16 protein-coding genes, 1 tRNA gene and 1 other RNA gene are annotated in these 13,065 nt (G+C 68.2%); 7 read left to right on the top strand and 11 right to left on the bottom strand.

The features are described from left to right. Positions 1–36 precede the first annotated feature (36 nt). The 3 genes from C7389_RS07815 to C7389_RS25115 all read right to left on the bottom strand — a co-directional run bounded on the left by C7389_RS07815 (position 37) and on the right by C7389_RS25115 (position 2,323). Positions 37–510 carry an EVE domain-containing protein gene (locus C7389_RS07815; protein WP_133590068.1) on the bottom strand — a complete coding sequence of 158 codons (474 nt, stop codon included), beginning with the start codon at positions 508–510 and terminating at the stop codon, positions 37–39. A gap of 171 nt (positions 511–681) precedes the next feature. Continuing rightward, on the bottom strand, positions 682–1,206 hold the full coding sequence (locus C7389_RS07810; RefSeq protein ID WP_162851699.1) for a cupin domain-containing protein: 525 nt from the start codon (positions 1,204–1,206) through the stop codon (positions 682–684). A gap of 103 nt (positions 1,207–1,309) precedes the next feature. After that, on the bottom strand, positions 1,310–2,323 hold the full coding sequence (locus C7389_RS25115) for a helix-turn-helix transcriptional regulator (RefSeq protein ID WP_211168336.1): 1,014 nt from the start codon (positions 2,321–2,323) through the stop codon (positions 1,310–1,312). A 270-nt stretch (positions 2,324–2,593) separates the two neighbouring features. On the opposite strand from C7389_RS25115, the gene C7389_RS24840 reads away from it, so the two are divergent. After that, positions 2,594–2,731 (top strand): hypothetical protein, encoded by a 138-nt coding sequence (locus C7389_RS24840; RefSeq protein ID WP_162851698.1) that lies wholly within the window; start codon positions 2,594–2,596, stop codon positions 2,729–2,731. A 220-nt stretch (positions 2,732–2,951) separates the two neighbouring features. Here the strand turns inward: C7389_RS24840 and ssrS are convergent. The 3 genes from ssrS to C7389_RS07790 form a co-directional block, all read right to left on the bottom strand. Then, positions 2,952–3,135, bottom strand: a non-coding RNA gene (ssrS, locus tag C7389_RS07800) — 6S RNA. Positions 3,136–3,159: 24 nt separating this feature from the next. Next, on the bottom strand, positions 3,160–3,456 hold the full coding sequence (locus C7389_RS07795; protein WP_133590064.1) for a cell division protein ZapA: 297 nt from the start codon (positions 3,454–3,456) through the stop codon (positions 3,160–3,162). A gap of 10 nt (positions 3,457–3,466) precedes the next feature. Next, the gene (locus C7389_RS07790) at positions 3,467–3,661 is read right to left on the bottom strand and encodes a hypothetical protein (protein ID WP_133590062.1); all 195 of its coding nucleotides are present in this window, start codon (positions 3,659–3,661) and stop codon (positions 3,467–3,469) included. A gap of 124 nt (positions 3,662–3,785) precedes the next feature. On the opposite strand from C7389_RS07790, the gene C7389_RS07785 reads away from it, so the two are divergent. Beyond that, on the top strand, positions 3,786–4,691 hold the full coding sequence (locus C7389_RS07785; RefSeq protein WP_133590060.1) for a ChaN family lipoprotein: 906 nt from the start codon (positions 3,786–3,788) through the stop codon (positions 4,689–4,691). 21 nt (positions 4,692–4,712) lie between these two features. Here C7389_RS07785 and C7389_RS07780 read toward each other — a convergent pair whose 3' ends face one another. Further along, positions 4,713–6,224 (bottom strand): helicase HerA-like domain-containing protein, encoded by a 1,512-nt coding sequence (locus C7389_RS07780; RefSeq protein WP_133590058.1) that lies wholly within the window; start codon positions 6,222–6,224, stop codon positions 4,713–4,715. A gap of 75 nt (positions 6,225–6,299) precedes the next feature. Next, positions 6,300–6,941, bottom strand: coding sequence for a hypothetical protein (locus C7389_RS07775; protein WP_133590056.1), 642 nt, complete (start codon positions 6,939–6,941; stop codon positions 6,300–6,302). 130 nt (positions 6,942–7,071) lie between these two features. Here C7389_RS07775 and C7389_RS07770 point away from each other — a divergent pair, with 130 nt between their 5' ends. The 5 genes from C7389_RS07770 to C7389_RS07750 all read left to right on the top strand — a co-directional run bounded on the left by C7389_RS07770 (position 7,072) and on the right by C7389_RS07750 (position 9,888). After that, complete coding sequence (locus C7389_RS07770; RefSeq protein ID WP_133590053.1) at positions 7,072–7,797, top strand: YebC/PmpR family DNA-binding transcriptional regulator; 726 nt, start codon at positions 7,072–7,074, stop codon at positions 7,795–7,797. Between the two features lie 87 nt (positions 7,798–7,884). Next, positions 7,885–8,766: a DMT family transporter gene (locus C7389_RS07765; protein ID WP_133590051.1), complete on the top strand. Its 882-nt coding sequence runs from the start codon at positions 7,885–7,887 to the stop codon at positions 8,764–8,766. A 35-nt stretch (positions 8,767–8,801) separates the two neighbouring features. Next, positions 8,802–9,122 (top strand): heavy metal-binding domain-containing protein, encoded by a 321-nt coding sequence (locus C7389_RS07760; RefSeq protein WP_133590049.1) that lies wholly within the window; start codon positions 8,802–8,804, stop codon positions 9,120–9,122. 49 nt (positions 9,123–9,171) lie between these two features. Further along, a complete protein-coding gene (gene ruvC / locus C7389_RS07755; RefSeq protein WP_133590047.1) occupies positions 9,172–9,723 on the top strand; it encodes a crossover junction endodeoxyribonuclease RuvC in 552 nt (183 codons plus the stop codon). An 89-nt stretch (positions 9,724–9,812) separates the two neighbouring features. Then, a tRNA-Lys gene (locus C7389_RS07750) sits at positions 9,813–9,888 on the top strand. A 196-nt stretch (positions 9,889–10,084) separates the two neighbouring features. Here C7389_RS07750 and C7389_RS07745 read toward each other — a convergent pair. From C7389_RS07745 to C7389_RS07735, 3 genes are read right to left on the bottom strand one after another with little or no spacing between them, the layout of a single operon-like run. Further along, positions 10,085–11,650 (bottom strand): GMC family oxidoreductase, encoded by a 1,566-nt coding sequence (locus C7389_RS07745; RefSeq protein WP_133590044.1) that lies wholly within the window; start codon positions 11,648–11,650, stop codon positions 10,085–10,087. Between the two features lie 19 nt (positions 11,651–11,669). Continuing rightward, positions 11,670–12,263, bottom strand: a complete 594-nt coding sequence (locus C7389_RS07740; protein WP_133590043.1) for a twin-arginine translocation signal domain-containing protein — start codon at positions 12,261–12,263, stop codon at positions 11,670–11,672. A gap of 58 nt (positions 12,264–12,321) precedes the next feature. Further along, positions 12,322–12,723: a VOC family protein gene (locus tag C7389_RS07735; protein WP_133590041.1), complete on the bottom strand. Its 402-nt coding sequence runs from the start codon at positions 12,721–12,723 to the stop codon at positions 12,322–12,324. Between the last annotated feature and the right edge of the window lie 342 nt (positions 12,724–13,065).

The following is a 13,065-nucleotide window of genomic DNA, read 5'->3' as shown; positions in this document are numbered from 1 at the left end:
GCCGATCGGCCTTGGCAGCCGCCGCCGCCGCGCCGCTCAGTCCTCCCGCAAACCCATCAGCTCGCGGGTGATGTAGCGCCACTCGGCCGGCTCGACCTCGGTGATCGACAACCGGTTGCCGCGCGCAAGGACACGCATGTTGGCCAGTTCCGCCTGGGCTCGCAACTCGGCCAGGCCGATCAGCCGGGTCTTGCGCACGAACTGCACATCCACATTCAGCCAGCGCGGCGTCTCCGGCGTGGCCTTGGCGTCGTAGTAGGGGCTGGTGGCATCGAACTGGGTGGCGTCCGGGTAGGCGGCGCTGGCGACCCGGGCAATGCCGGCGATGCCCGGCTCGGCGCAGCTGGAGTGGTAAAAGAACACCGGATCGCCCACCGTCATCGCATCCCGCATCAGGTTGCGCGCCTGGTAGTTGCGCACCCCATACCAGGGCACGGTGCCGCCGGGCCGGGCGGCGAGATCGTCGATGGAAACATCGTCCGGTTCGGACTTCATCAGCCAGTAGCGCATTGCTTGCTCCCTCCGCGGCCGCAGGGTATGACGGCAGCACTTGCGGCGCGAACGCGCCAAGGGAGCGAAGCTTAACGCGCCCGGCCGGCGAAGGGGCGTCCCTGCCCGGCCGGGGCGGGCGGCAGGATGGGCTGGCGGCTTGCCCGCCATCCCCACGCCGCGAAAGCGGGATCAGCGACCGGCGGTGAGCGCCACCCGGTGTTCGGTCTTGGGCAGGTGGGCAACCGCGCCGGCCTCCTTGGCGAGTTCGTACATCTCGTCGATGCCGACGGTGACCAGCACATTGCCTTCGCCGTCCAGCACCTGCAGCGGGCCGTGGAAGATCGCCAGCATCAGCGCCCCCTCGTCCGAACCCGGCGCATGGGTGACGCCGCCGGCTTCCAGCATGAAGTCGTTGGTGAACACCTGGCCGTTGTCGTAGAAGAAGGAGCCGGACAGCATGAAGATCTCGACCGCGCCCAGGTGCTTGTGCGGCACGAAGCGGGAACCGGGGTCGAAGGTGTTCAGCACCACCATGTAGCCGCGGTTCTCATCGAAATTGAGGATCTTGTAGCAGATGCCTTCCAGGCCGGGCTTGTTCAGCCGGGTCCAGGGGATCTGCTCGGTACGGGTGATGAAGCCTCCGTCGTTCAACCTACAGTGCTGGACCGGGTCCTTGGTCTCGGTGGTGGACACTGCTGCCAGGGCTGCGCTCATTGTCGTGCTCTCCTGTTCGTGGGTCGGGAAACCGCCATCGGCGGTCCGGCCCAATGTAGGAAGGCAGCGAAAGAGGAACAATCCCGCCATCCGGGGGGATGGCTCAGCCGGCGAGCAGCTTGCTGACCAGCTCCGTGCGGTTGCGCGCCGCCAGACGGCGACACAGGTGGGCGACATGCTCCTTGGCGGTGTGTTCGGAAATGCCGAGCGCACGGGCAATGGCCTTGTTGGAGGCGCCTGCGCAGAGCAGACGGGCCACCGCCGCCGCGCGGGGCGGCAGCGGCTCCGCCCGGGGGGCCGTCATCCCGGCCTGCGGCAGCCAGGCGCTCAGGAAGTGGTCGTCCAGATCGGCCAGCGGCACCGTCAGCGTGGGCGCATCCACCGGCAATGCGGGCACCGGCCGCTCTCCCGTGGCGGCCGCCGCCTCCAGATAGGCGGACAGGGCGCGTGGCAGGGCACCGCCGGGTGCTAGCCGGGCCAGCGCCAGACGATTGAGCAAGGTCGCCCGACCCTTTGCATCGCTGACCACGACGGGAACCGGCAGCACATCCAGCGCCACCCGCCACTGGGCAAGCGCGTCGCGCAGCGCATCCCGCTCGATGATGCCGGCCAGCGCGGCCGATGCGGCGGCACACAGCCAGTCCAGGCGCTGTATCTGCTGCGGCCGGAAAGCCCCTGCGCCCCGCGCGGCCGCCACGTTCAGCGTACCCGCCACCCCGCCGTCCACCACCAGCGGCCCCTGAATGTTATGACCGTAACCCCAGCGCCGCAGATGGGCGCCAGCGCGGCTGGCAGGCCAGTCTGCGCCGAGGACGCCCCTCCCGGTCAGGCAGCGGCGCTCCGCCACCAGGCGCTGCAGCACAGGATCAGCACGGCGCACCTCATCCTCGTACTCGTGCAGGAAACCGTCCTCCACCCCCACGGCCCGACACATGGGCGCAGAGGCATCGGAGCCGAAGAGGTAGAAACCGGCGGCCGGCGCGCCGGCCGCCGGGCCTTGCAACTGGCTCCGCAGGTAATCCAGGCACTCGCCCTGCAGCGCCTCGATACTTCGGCAGCGGGCCACCGCCAGCAGGCCATCCATACGGGCTCGCACGCCCGCTCGGGTCGCAGTCATAGGCTAGCTCCTCGCACGGAATCAGACAGAAAGTGCATTCGGGAGGCGGCCCGTCGCGGGCCCCGGTCAGCCGCATTGTCGCCACTTCCCCGAGGCCCGTCTGTCCATCTCTTGCAGACTTCTCCCTGATCCCCGATACGGGCAAACGCGAATGGCTTGCCATGCGCAAGCAGGCGCAAAGTCCTCCCCGGGTCGCAGGGACACAAGATCCGCGCCTATCCGGCAGCCCGGCCCATGACAACAAACAACAACAGACGGAGACAAGACAAGATGAGATTCATCCGCACACTCGGCCTCGCCGCCGGCATGCTCCTCGCGGCCTTGCTCAGCCCCCAGGTCCGCGCCGCCGACCTGACCATTGCATATGGTGCAGTTCCCCCTGCAGGACTGCAGTTCGTCGACGGCTGAGCACCGCAAGCGAAGCGAAAGCCCGGAGGGCGGCAAACGCTACTGCTGAAACACGGAAGAATGGAGAACCACCACCCACGAGCCGGGGACGGCGCCGATATCCGGGGAGTGCAGGCAAGCAGGCGCAAAGAAAAGGGCGACCGGTGCATTGCGCCGGTCGCCCTTTTGGCCTTCCGCCGCTGCGGCGAAAGAAAAAGGCGCGGCTTCCCGCGCCTTTGTATGGCCCCCCGCCTGTGCCGTCTCCGTCGGGCATCCTGAACCTAGGGTTCAGGGAGGTCGCTTTCCTTCCGCATCAGGCTCACCCGGCAAGGGGCGTGCACACCAGCGGCGTATCAGGTAGGCAACCGAGTCTCTCGACTATTGGTTCAAGGAATCTACGACTTCGACGAACACTGCAGGGGATTGATCCTGGCGCCCCAGGCCCGGCCTCAGAAGAGCTTTTCTTGCTGGCCGAGCACCCCGTCGAGGCGCGCTTTCATGAGTTCGATTCTACGCTTCGCGGCAGGCATGTCAAACCCGTTGCCACGCTGGTGCTGCAGGAATTCATGGGCGATGTTGAGCGCGGTCATGACCGCCAGTTTCTCGCCGGAAGAGTGCGTTTTCTCTGCAAGTTCGACGAGCTTGTCGTCCAGATAGGCCACCGCGGCCAGCAGTCCCTCGCGGTTCTCGGGACGACAGGAGACGCGGTACTCCTTGCCCAGCAGCATGATGTCCAGTGATTCCATTTACAGGTCCTCAGGCCTCGGGCAATTTTTCCAGCATGGCTTCGAGCTTGTCTGCGGCAAGCTTGACCTTGTCGGAAAGGCTGTGGTTGTCGGCCTCCAGCCGGCCCACGCGCGCGCGCAACTCGCGGTTCTCCGCCTTGAGGCTTTCGTAGAGGCCGATGAGTTGTTCGACCTGGGTTTCGAGCTGGGTGAGTTCGGCGTCCATGGCGCAGGATGGTAGAGGGGGGGCATGTTGTGGTCAATATGGATACAAAGCGCTCCCAGGTGGCGGGGAACGGCAGCCAAGTCCTTGCATCCAATATGGTTTTCCCCCGCAGCAGGCCGCGACCATGACAAACAACTACATCTCCCGCCGCACCCTGCTCAACCGCCTGCCGGGCGTATTCGCCCTGGCCTTGCTGCCTTTTCCGGCGGCAGCCGAAGAGGCCGCCTGCGTACCGCCGGGAACCTGGCTGGTGCCCGGCAAGGGTGCGGTGGCCGCCGATGCAGCGCTGGCCGCAGCGGCGGCCGGCCAGGTGGTGCTGCTCGGCGAGCGCCATGACAGCCACGCTCACCACCGCTGGCAGTTGGAGACGCTGAAGGCACTGCGGGCAAGACGGCCGGACCTCACGCTGGCCTTGGAGATGTTCCCCCGCCGCGCTCAGCCGGCACTGCAAGCCTGGGTCGCAGGCGAGCTGGACGAAGCGGCCTTCCTGGAGCGCAGCAACTGGAACACGGTGTGGCGCATGGATGCCGGGCTCTACCTGCCCATCCTGCGCTATGCCCGCGACACCCGCCTGCCGCTGCAGGCGCTGAATGTGGACCGCGAGCTGATACGCCGCGTCACCCGCGAAGGCTTTGCCCGGGTGGAGGAAGACGCCCGCGAGGGGTTGAGCGCGCCGGCGCCGGCCAGCGGCGCCTACCGCGACTGGCTGGCTGCCATCCACGCCAGCCATGCCAGCGCCCACGGCGGCAAGCCGGATGCGGAGGCCGCCGCCCGCTTCGTCGAAGCCCAGCTGGTATGGGACCGCGCCTTCGCCCAGGGCATACGCGGCGTGCTGGACGCCCGCCCGGGCACGCTGGTGGTGGCGCTGATCGGCAACGGCCACCTGCGTGGCGGCGACGGCGTCGCCCGCCAGTTGGCCGACCTGGGCGTCGGACAGGTCCGCACTTTCCTGCCCTGGGACGCAGGAGAGGACTGCAAGGCACTGCAGCCGGGCTATGCGGACGCGGTGGTGGGTTTGCCGCCGGACTGAATCGGGCCCGGCCCGAAGGAATCAGCGCCGCTTGCCGCCCCCCAGCAGGGAGCCGAGCAGGCCGCGCACGATTTGACGGCCCAGCGTGCTGCCTATGGTGCGGGTGACCGTCTTGGCGGCGATCTGCACCAGGCCGTCGCGGCGGCCGCCGCGCGGGCCGGTGGAACCGAACAGGATGTCGTTCACCATATTGCCCTCGGCCGGTGTGCCGGCGCTGCTACCCCCACCGGCAGCCGGCGCCGCCTCCGCCGAAGCCTGGGCGGCAGCCCGCAGGCGCTCGTAAGCGGACTCGCGATCCACCACCGCCTCGTAGTGGCCGTAGAGCACCGAGGCAGTGATCGCCGCCTTGCGCTCCTCCGGCGTCAGCGGCCCGAGGCGGGAGGCGGGCGCGATCACCGCCGCCCGCTCCACCATTTCCGGCCGGCCCTTCTCGTCGAGGAAGGAGATCAGCGCCTCGCCCACGCCCAGCTCGGTGATCGCCGCCGCCGCATCGAAGGCGGGGTTGGCGCGCATGGTGTCGGCGGCGGTCTTCACCGCCTTCTGGTCGCGCGGGGTGAAGGCGCGCAGCGCGTGCTGCACCCGGTTGCCGAGCTGGCCCAGCACCGTCTCCGGCACGTCCAGCGGATTCTGGGTGACGAAATAGACGCCCACGCCCTTGGAGCGGATCAGCCGCACCACCTGCTCCACCTTTTCCACCAGGGCCTTGGGCGCATCGGCGAACAGCAGGTGGGCTTCGTCGAAGAAGAACACCAGCTTGGGCTTGTCCACATCGCCCACCTCGGGCAGGTGTTCGAACAGCTCGGACAGCAGCCACAGCAGGAAGGTGGAGTAGAGCTTGGGTGAGTGGTAGAGCTTCTCCGCCGCCAGCACGTTGATGACGCCGCGGCCCTCGGCATCGGTCTGCATCAGGTCGGCGATGTCCAGCATGGGCTCGCCGAAGAACACGTCGCCGCCCTGCTCCTCCAGCGCCAGCAGGTTGCGCTGGATGGCGCCGATGGAGGCGGCGGAGATGTTGCCGTACTCGGTGGTGTAGCGCTTGGCGTTCTCGCCCACGTACTGGACCATGGCGCGCAGGTCTTTCAGGTCCAGCAGCAGCAGGCCGTCGTCGTCGGCGATCTTGAACACCAGCTGCAGCACGCCGGCCTGGGTGTCGTTCAGGTTCAGCAGGCGGGCGAGCAGCAATGGCCCCATGTCGGAGATGGTAGCGCGCACCGGGTGGCCGCCAGCGCCGAACACATCCCAGAACACCGCGGTGTTGGCGCGCGGCTGGAAGTCGTGGATGTCGATGGCGGCCAGGCGCTCCAGCAGCTTGGGGCTGGCGACGCCGGCGGCGCCGATGCCGGAGAGGTCGCCCTTGACGTCCGCCAGGAACACCGGCACGCCGATGGCGGCGAAGGATTCCGCCATCTTCTGCAGGGTGACCGTCTTGCCGGTACCGGTGGCGCCGGTGATGAGGCCGTGGCGGTTGGCAAGGCGCGGCAGCAGGAAGAGCTCCTTGTCCGCATTCTTGGCGATCAGCATGGGTTCGGTCATTTGGGCACGCGCAGGGCGAGGATGGAGTGGGATGAGTTTAGCAGCGCGCCTGGCGCCGCCCGCGGGGTCGGCGGCCTAGCGTTGCGCCTCGCAGCCGCGGCTGCAGGCCTGGTAGCGGCTTTCGCATTCGCCGCAGGCACCAGCGGCGCAGCGCGACTGGCATTGGTACAGCGGCGCGGCGCAGGCGCGGATGCAGGCATTCCAGCCTGGCCGCTCGCCTTCGTCCCGCACCGCCAGGTTGCCGCGCGGCCGGGGGTCGGCGCAGCCGGCGAAGGTGATGGCACGGCGCGGACCGGGCAGCCAGGCGGATTCGGCGTCGGACAGGCGCAGATCCGCCTCCAGTGCAGCCGGCGTCACGTTGCCCAGTTGGCCGGCCCGCCTGAGCATCGCCAGGCCGGCACAGTCGGCGCGGCGGGCTTGGGTTTCGTCCAGCTCGCCCTGGGCGGAATAACCGAGGTTGAGGCGGGCGCAGGTCCGCGCGAACAGGAACAGCCGGCTCTCCGGCAGCAGCCGGGGCAGGGCCTGGTCGTCGTAGCGGATCACCGCCTGGCCGCCCTCCACGCTCAATGCCACCACCGCCTGCAGGCCGGGCGTGCGCAGCGTCATCACCTTGCCGCCGCGGGCATCGGTGCAGCCGCCGTACAGGGTTTCCTCCTCCTGCGCCTGCACGCCGGCCGCCGTCAGCATCGCCAGCAGACCGGCCGCCAGGGCCCGCATCCATCGCCTCATCCCGCTCTCCCGGTCGCCACCATGATGGCGGAATCTACCAGAGGCGCCCGGGGCAGACACTCGCCCCACCTGTATAATGGCGCGATTTTCAATCGCTTACGGCTGCATCGAGGGGTATATGGCTGGTCATTCCAAATGGGCCAACATCCAGCACCGCAAAGGGCGTCAGGACGCCAAGCGGGGCAAGGTCTTCACCAAGCTGATCAAGGAAGTCACCGTCGCCGCGAAGATGGGCGGCGGCGACCCGAACGCGAACCCGCGTTTGCGCCTGGCCATCGACAAGGCACGCGCCGAGTCCATGCCCAAGGACAACATCGAGAACGCCATCAAGCGCGGCACCGGCCAGCTGGAAGGCGTCAGCTACGAGGAAGCGCGCTACGAGGGCTACGGCATCGCCGGCGCCGCGGTAATGGTGGATTGCCTCACCGACAACAAGACCCGCACCGTGGCCGACGTGCGTCACGCCTTCTCCAAGTACGGCGGCAACATGGGCACCGACGGCTGCGTCGCCTTCCAGTTCAAGCACTGCGGCGTGCTGCTGTTCGCCCCCGGCACCGACGAGGACGCGCTGATGGAGGCCGCGCTGGAAGCCGGCGCCGAAGACGTGATCGCCAATGACGACGGCTCTCTCGAAGTCATCACCGGGCCGTGGGAATTCACCTCCGTCAAGGAAACGCTGGAGAAGGGCGGCTTCACCGCCGAGTTCGGCGAAGTGACGATGAAAGCGCAGAACGAGACCGAGCTGACCGGCGATGACGCGGCGCGCATGCAGAAGCTGCTGGACGCGCTGGAATCCCTGGACGACGTGCAGGAGGTCTACACCTCCGCGGTGATCGGCGAGTAAGCTCCCCTCGCCCGGCCGGGAAGATGAAGCGGCGCCCAGCGCCGCTTTTTCTTTGCCGCTCCCCCATAACAACACGCAGGGACGCCCATGCCCTTCCCCGACCTCGCCCGCCGCGCCACGCCGCCGCTGTTCGTGGTGCTGTGGAGCACCGGCTTCATCGGCGCCAAGTACGGCTTGCCCTACGCGGGGCCGCTGACCTTCCTCAGCGCGCGTTACGTGCTGGTGGTATTGCTGATGACGGCAGTGGCGCTCGCCATGCGCGCCCCCTGGCCACGCACGCCGCGGGAGTGGTTCCACATCGGCCTGACCGGCGTGCTGATGCAGGCGGTCTACCTCGGCGGCGTCTTCGTCGCCATCAGCCACGGTCTGCCGGCAGGCATCACCGCGCTGGTGGTGGGCATGCAGCCGCTGCTCACCGCGCTGGGCGCCGGCCTGCTGCTGGGCGAACGGGTGTCGCGCGCGCAGTGGCTGGGGCTGCTGCTGGGGCTGGCCGGCGTCGTGCTGGTGGTCGGCAGCAAGGCCACGCTGGGTGATGGCCAGGGCGAAGATCTGCCGCACATGCTGGCGCCGGCGCTGGCGGCGCTGGCCGGCATCACCGCCGGCACGCTCTACCAGAAGCGTTTCTGCCCGCGCTTCGACCTGCGCACCGGCTCGGTGGTGCAGTTCCTGCCCACGCTGATCCTCACCCTGCTGCTCGCCGCGCAGACGGAAACGCTGGAGATCCACTGGAGCGGCGAATTCGTCTTCGCCCTGCTGTGGCTGGTGGTGGTGCTGTCGGTGGGCGCCATCAGCCTGCTCAACCTGCTGATCCGCAGCGGCAGCGCGGTGAATGTCGCCAGTCTGTTCTACCTCACGCCGCCCACCACCGCACTGATCGCCTGGGCCGCCTTCGGCGAGACGCTGACGCCGCTGGCCCTGCTCGGCATGGCGGTGGCGGTGGCCGGCGTGTGGCTGGCGCGCAAGGGCTAGAATCGGCCTTCCCGACCGCGAAGGAGCACGCCGCCATGCAACTCTCCACCACGCCCACGCTGGAAGGCCAGCCGATCCGCCAGTACCTCGGTGTCGTCACCGGCGAGGCCATCATCGGCGCCAACATCCTCAAGGACATGTTCGCCTCCATCCGCAACGTGGTCGGCGGCCGCGCCGGCGCCTACGAGCGCTCGCTGGCCGACGCCCGCAAGGTGGCGATGGAGGAGATGGAGGAGCAGGCGCAGCGGCTGGGCGCCAATGCCATCGTCGGCATCGACATCGACTACGAGGTGCTGGGCAACGACAACGGCATGCTGATGGTGTGCGTCAGCGGCACCGCCGTGGTGACGGCTTGAGCGTCTCCGCGAAAGCCGCCGGCGCCCACGGCGCGGGGAGCCCTGGCCAGTGAGCAGCGCAGGCAGCATCGTCGCCACCCGCATCCTCGGCCTGGACCCGGGGTTGCGCATCACCGGCTTCGGCCTCATCGACGTGCTCGGCAGCCAGCTGCGCTACGTCGCCAGCGGCTGCATCAAGACGGGCGAGGGCGAGCTGCCCGGTCGGCTCAAGATCCTGCTCGACGGCGTGCGCGAGGTGGTGCAGACCTACGCCCCGGACACGGTCGCGGTGGAAAAGGTCTTCGTCAACGTCAATCCACAATCCACGTTGCTGCTCGGCCAGGCGCGCGGAGCGGTGATCTGCGGCGCGGTGTCCTGCGATCTGCCGGTGGCGGAATACACCGCGCTGCAGGTGAAGCAGGCAGTGGTGGGCTACGGCAAGGCGGCCAAGGAACAGGTGCAGCACATGGTGCAGCGCCTGCTGGAACTGGAAGGCAACCCCAGCCCGGATGCGGCCGACGCCCTCGCCTGCGCCATCTGCCACGCCCACGGCGGGCGCGGCCTGGGCGGCATGGCCGGCGTGGGCGGCCGGCGCCGCGCCGGAAGAATTCTTTCGCTCTGACTTGCGCAAGCAAAAACGGCGCGCTATTATGCGCGCCTCTTGCTGAACGGCACCCAGAAAAACCGCCGGCAGCAGCCTGCAAAGGCATCGGGGGTATAGCTCAGTTGGTAGAGCAGCTGACTCTTAATCAGTAGGTCCAAGGTTCGAATCCTTGTGCCCCCACCACAAAATACCAAGGCCAGATCTCCGGATCTGGCCTTTTCTTTTGCGGCGCCCTTTTCCCTCCTTGCCCACGAGTGGCCGCCGCAAAAAAAGAGCGCCGGACGACACCGGCGCCAAGGAGGGAGGCCCCCTGCTCTGCGATCGAAAGCTCGATGGGCAATGACCTCGCCGGCGGACCAGCGCGGCCCGCCGGCTGCGGTCACAGCGAACGCGACTTCATCTGCCGGGCGATGTACTCCGCCTGGCGGATCGCCAGGGTGACGATGGTCAGCGTCGGGTTCTCCGTCGCGCCGGTGGTGTACTGGCTGCCATCCGAGATGAAGAGATTGGGCACGTCGTGCGTCTGGCCCCACTTGTTCACCACGCCATCGCGCGGGCGCGCGCTCATCCTGCAGGTGCCCAGGTTGTGGGTGGAGGGGTAAGGCGGCACCTCGTACACCTTCTTCGCCCCCACCGCCTCGTACAGCGCGGTGGACTGGCGGTAGGCGTGCCGCCGCATGGCGATGTCGTTCGGGTGGTCGTCGTAATGCACGTCCGGCACCGGCAGCCCCCACTGGTCCTTCTCGGTGGCGTGCAGGGTGATGCGGTTCGACTCCTGCGGCATGTCTTCGCCGACGATCCACAGCCCGGCCATGTTGACGTAGTTGTCCATCGCCTCGGCGAAACCCTTGCCCCAGCCGCCCGGGTCGAGGAAGGCGGCCATGAAGGGCAGGCCCAGCGACAGCGTCTCCAGCTCGTAGCCGCCGACGAAGCCGCGCTTGGTGTCGAGGTGGGCTTCGTCCTGCACGATGCCGGCCATGGTGGTGCCGCGATACATGTGCACCGGCTGCTCGAAGGTGGCGTACACCGAGCCGGTGGTGTGGCGCATGTAGTTGCGCCCGACCTGGCCGGATGAGTTGGCGAGGCCGTCCGGGAACTTGGCGGAGGCCGACATCAGCAGCAGGCGCGGCGTCTCGATGGCGTTGCCGGCCACGCACACCACCCTGGCCTTCTGCCGCTGCTCCTTGCCGTTGGCGTCGAAATAGACCACGCCGGTGGCCTTGCCGGCGGCATCGTGCTCGATACGCGCCACATGACAGCCCTCGCGCAGTTCCAGCCTGCCGGTTTCCTCCGCCGCCGGGATCTCGGTGTAGAGGGTGGACCACTTGGCGCCGGTCTTGCAGCCCTGGAAGCAGAAGCCGAACTGCTGGCAGGACGCCCGGTTGGCGCGCGGCTGGCTGTTGATGGCCATGCGGCCGGTGGTGGCGCCGTAGCCGATCTTGGTGGCGCCGTTGTAGAACACCTTGAAGTTGTTGTTGCCCGGCAAGCCGGGGATGTCGTTGGTGCGGGTCACGCCCATCTTGTCTTCGGCGCGGGCGTAGTAGGGCTCCAGCTCCTGCAGCGTCAGCGGCCAGTCGAGCAGGTTGGCGCCGGCCAGGCCGCCATACACGCTGCGGGCGCGGAACTCATGCTCCTGGAAGCGCAGCGAGGCGCCGGCCCAGTGGGTGGTGGTGCCGCCCACCGTCTTGCAGATCCAGGCCGGCAGGTTGGGGAAGTCGCGCGCCACCCGCCAGGAGCCGGAGGTGGTGCGCTTGTCGTTCCAGGTCAGCTGGCTGAAGGCGGCCCATTCGTCGTTGATGAAGGTGCCGATGGACTGGCGCCTGCCGGCCTCCAGCAGCACCACCTTCACGCCCTGCTGGCACAGCTCGTTGGCCAGGGTGCCGCCGCCGGCGCCGGAGCCGATGATGACCACCACCGAGTTGTCGTCGTGCTTGTAGCTCGTCATTTGCTTGGTCTCCGCGGGGTCAGACGCCGAAAGCGGCCGGGCTGGCCTGGACGGTCGGGTTGGGCAGCCACTTCAGATCGTTGAAGCCGCGCATCAGGTAGCCGCCGCCGTGCTGGAAGGCATTGCCTTCGTAGCCGAAGTGGGCGAAGGCCATTTCATTGTTGTAGAGCGCCACCACCGCGGTGCCCTGCACCTTGCGGAAGAAGGGGGTGCCGGCAAGGCTGGCGGTGACGGCGTCCTTCTTCTCTACCGGCGCCGCGGCCCAGTTGCCGCCGGCCGCGCGGTTCAGGCCGGCAACGCCCTCGGTCAGCAGGGTGCGCGTCTCGGCGCTCTTGGCCGCCGCCTCGTCCAGTTCCTTCACCACCAGCGCATAGACGGCATCGTCCAGCTTGTCGTGGGGGAAGATGCGGCGACAGAACTGCAGCAGCGCGGTGGCGCTGGCTTGGTCCAGGCTCTTCAGCTCCAGCGCCCAGGACGGGCTGGGCGCCAGCGCCAGCAACACGCTGGAACTGGCCCACAGGGTGCCGACGAGCAGGCCGCTGCCCTTGAGGAAGGCGCGCCGGCTCACCCGCGGCTGCGCCAGGGCGCCCAGGGATACGGGGTGTTCGGACATGATGTCTCTCTCCTTTATTGGTATGGATGCGGGCAGTTGCGGCCGGCCCGCGCGGCAATCACTGGTAGTGGCCGTGGCGCTCCAGCACCTCGACCTTGTAGCCGTCGGGGTCCTGCACGAAGAAGAAGCGGGCGATCAGGCTGTCGCCGTCGGCGAAGCGCTTGATGTCGGTGGGCGCGATGCCCAGCCCGCTCATGCGGCGGTGCTCGGCTTCGAGATCGTCCACACAGACGGCGAGGTGGCCGTAGCCGCTGCCGTGGGTGTAGGCCTCGCTGCGGCCCTTGTTGAGCGTGAGTTCCAGCTCGAAGTCGTTCTCGGCGTTGCGCAGGTAGGCCAGGGCGAAGTCGGGGAAGTCGAGGCGGTAGTTCTCTTCCAGCCCGAAGGCGTCGCGGTAGAAGGCCAGCGATCTGTCCAGGTCCAGCACCCGGATCATGGCGTGGATGAATTTTGGCTTTGGCATGGGCGTCTCCCTCTGTGGGTGTGGGAGCAAGCACCGGACGCGGCGGATGCGCAGCAAGGAGGAGAGACCGTCCCGGCGCGCCACGGCGCTTGCAGCCAGCCTTATTGCAACGCCTGTGCCAAAGCTGGCCGGCATAGGGGAATACGCATCAAGCCATTGAATTGAATACACTTAATGGATCGTGGCGCGATACCTCCGGGACACCTGCCGCGAGCGCCGTCCCAAGATCGGACGCCACCGCCGGAGCGCGCCGCGCAGCGCGACTGATATTGGGACAGCCGCAGCGCGGTTCCGCGCGGGCCCCATCCCCAGGCCATCCGCGCGCCCTTCACACCTCATCCA

Origin of the sequence: Azoarcus indigens (assembly GCF_004361735.1) — a bacterium.
Classification (GTDB): Bacteria; Pseudomonadota; Gammaproteobacteria; order Burkholderiales; family Rhodocyclaceae; genus Azoarcus; species Azoarcus indigens.
The sequence above is the reverse complement of the archived record's forward strand: the minus strand, read 5'-3'. Positions and strand labels throughout refer to the sequence as shown.

Bases quoted from the DNA above. Each gene is read 5' to 3' on its own strand.
- C7389_RS07815 (WP_133590068.1), bottom strand. From the start codon at position 510: ATGCGCTACTGGCTGATGAAGTCCGAACCGGACGATGTTTCCATCGAC.
- C7389_RS07810 (WP_162851699.1), bottom strand. From the start codon at position 1,206: ATGAGCGCAGCCCTGGCAGCAGTGTCCACCACCGAGACCAAGGACCCG.
- C7389_RS25115 (WP_211168336.1), bottom strand. From the start codon at position 2,323: ATGACTGCGACCCGAGCGGGCGTGCGAGCCCGTATGGATGGCCTGCTG.
- C7389_RS24840 (WP_162851698.1), top strand. From the start codon at position 2,594: ATGAGATTCATCCGCACACTCGGCCTCGCCGCCGGCATGCTCCTCGCG.
- C7389_RS07795 (WP_133590064.1), bottom strand. From the start codon at position 3,456: ATGGAATCACTGGACATCATGCTGCTGGGCAAGGAGTACCGCGTCTCC.
- C7389_RS07790 (WP_133590062.1), bottom strand. From the start codon at position 3,661: ATGGACGCCGAACTCACCCAGCTCGAAACCCAGGTCGAACAACTCATC.
- C7389_RS07785 (WP_133590060.1), top strand. From the start codon at position 3,786: ATGACAAACAACTACATCTCCCGCCGCACCCTGCTCAACCGCCTGCCG.
- C7389_RS07780 (WP_133590058.1), bottom strand. From the start codon at position 6,224: ATGACCGAACCCATGCTGATCGCCAAGAATGCGGACAAGGAGCTCTTC.
- C7389_RS07775 (WP_133590056.1), bottom strand. From the start codon at position 6,941: ATGCGGGCCCTGGCGGCCGGTCTGCTGGCGATGCTGACGGCGGCCGGC.
- C7389_RS07770 (WP_133590053.1), top strand. From the start codon at position 7,072: ATGGCTGGTCATTCCAAATGGGCCAACATCCAGCACCGCAAAGGGCGT.
- C7389_RS07765 (WP_133590051.1), top strand. From the start codon at position 7,885: ATGCCCTTCCCCGACCTCGCCCGCCGCGCCACGCCGCCGCTGTTCGTG.
- C7389_RS07760 (WP_133590049.1), top strand. From the start codon at position 8,802: ATGCAACTCTCCACCACGCCCACGCTGGAAGGCCAGCCGATCCGCCAG.
- C7389_RS07745 (WP_133590044.1), bottom strand. From the start codon at position 11,650: ATGACGAGCTACAAGCACGACGACAACTCGGTGGTGGTCATCATCGGC.
- C7389_RS07740 (WP_133590043.1), bottom strand. From the start codon at position 12,263: ATGTCCGAACACCCCGTATCCCTGGGCGCCCTGGCGCAGCCGCGGGTG.
- C7389_RS07735 (WP_133590041.1), bottom strand. From the start codon at position 12,723: ATGCCAAAGCCAAAATTCATCCACGCCATGATCCGGGTGCTGGACCTG.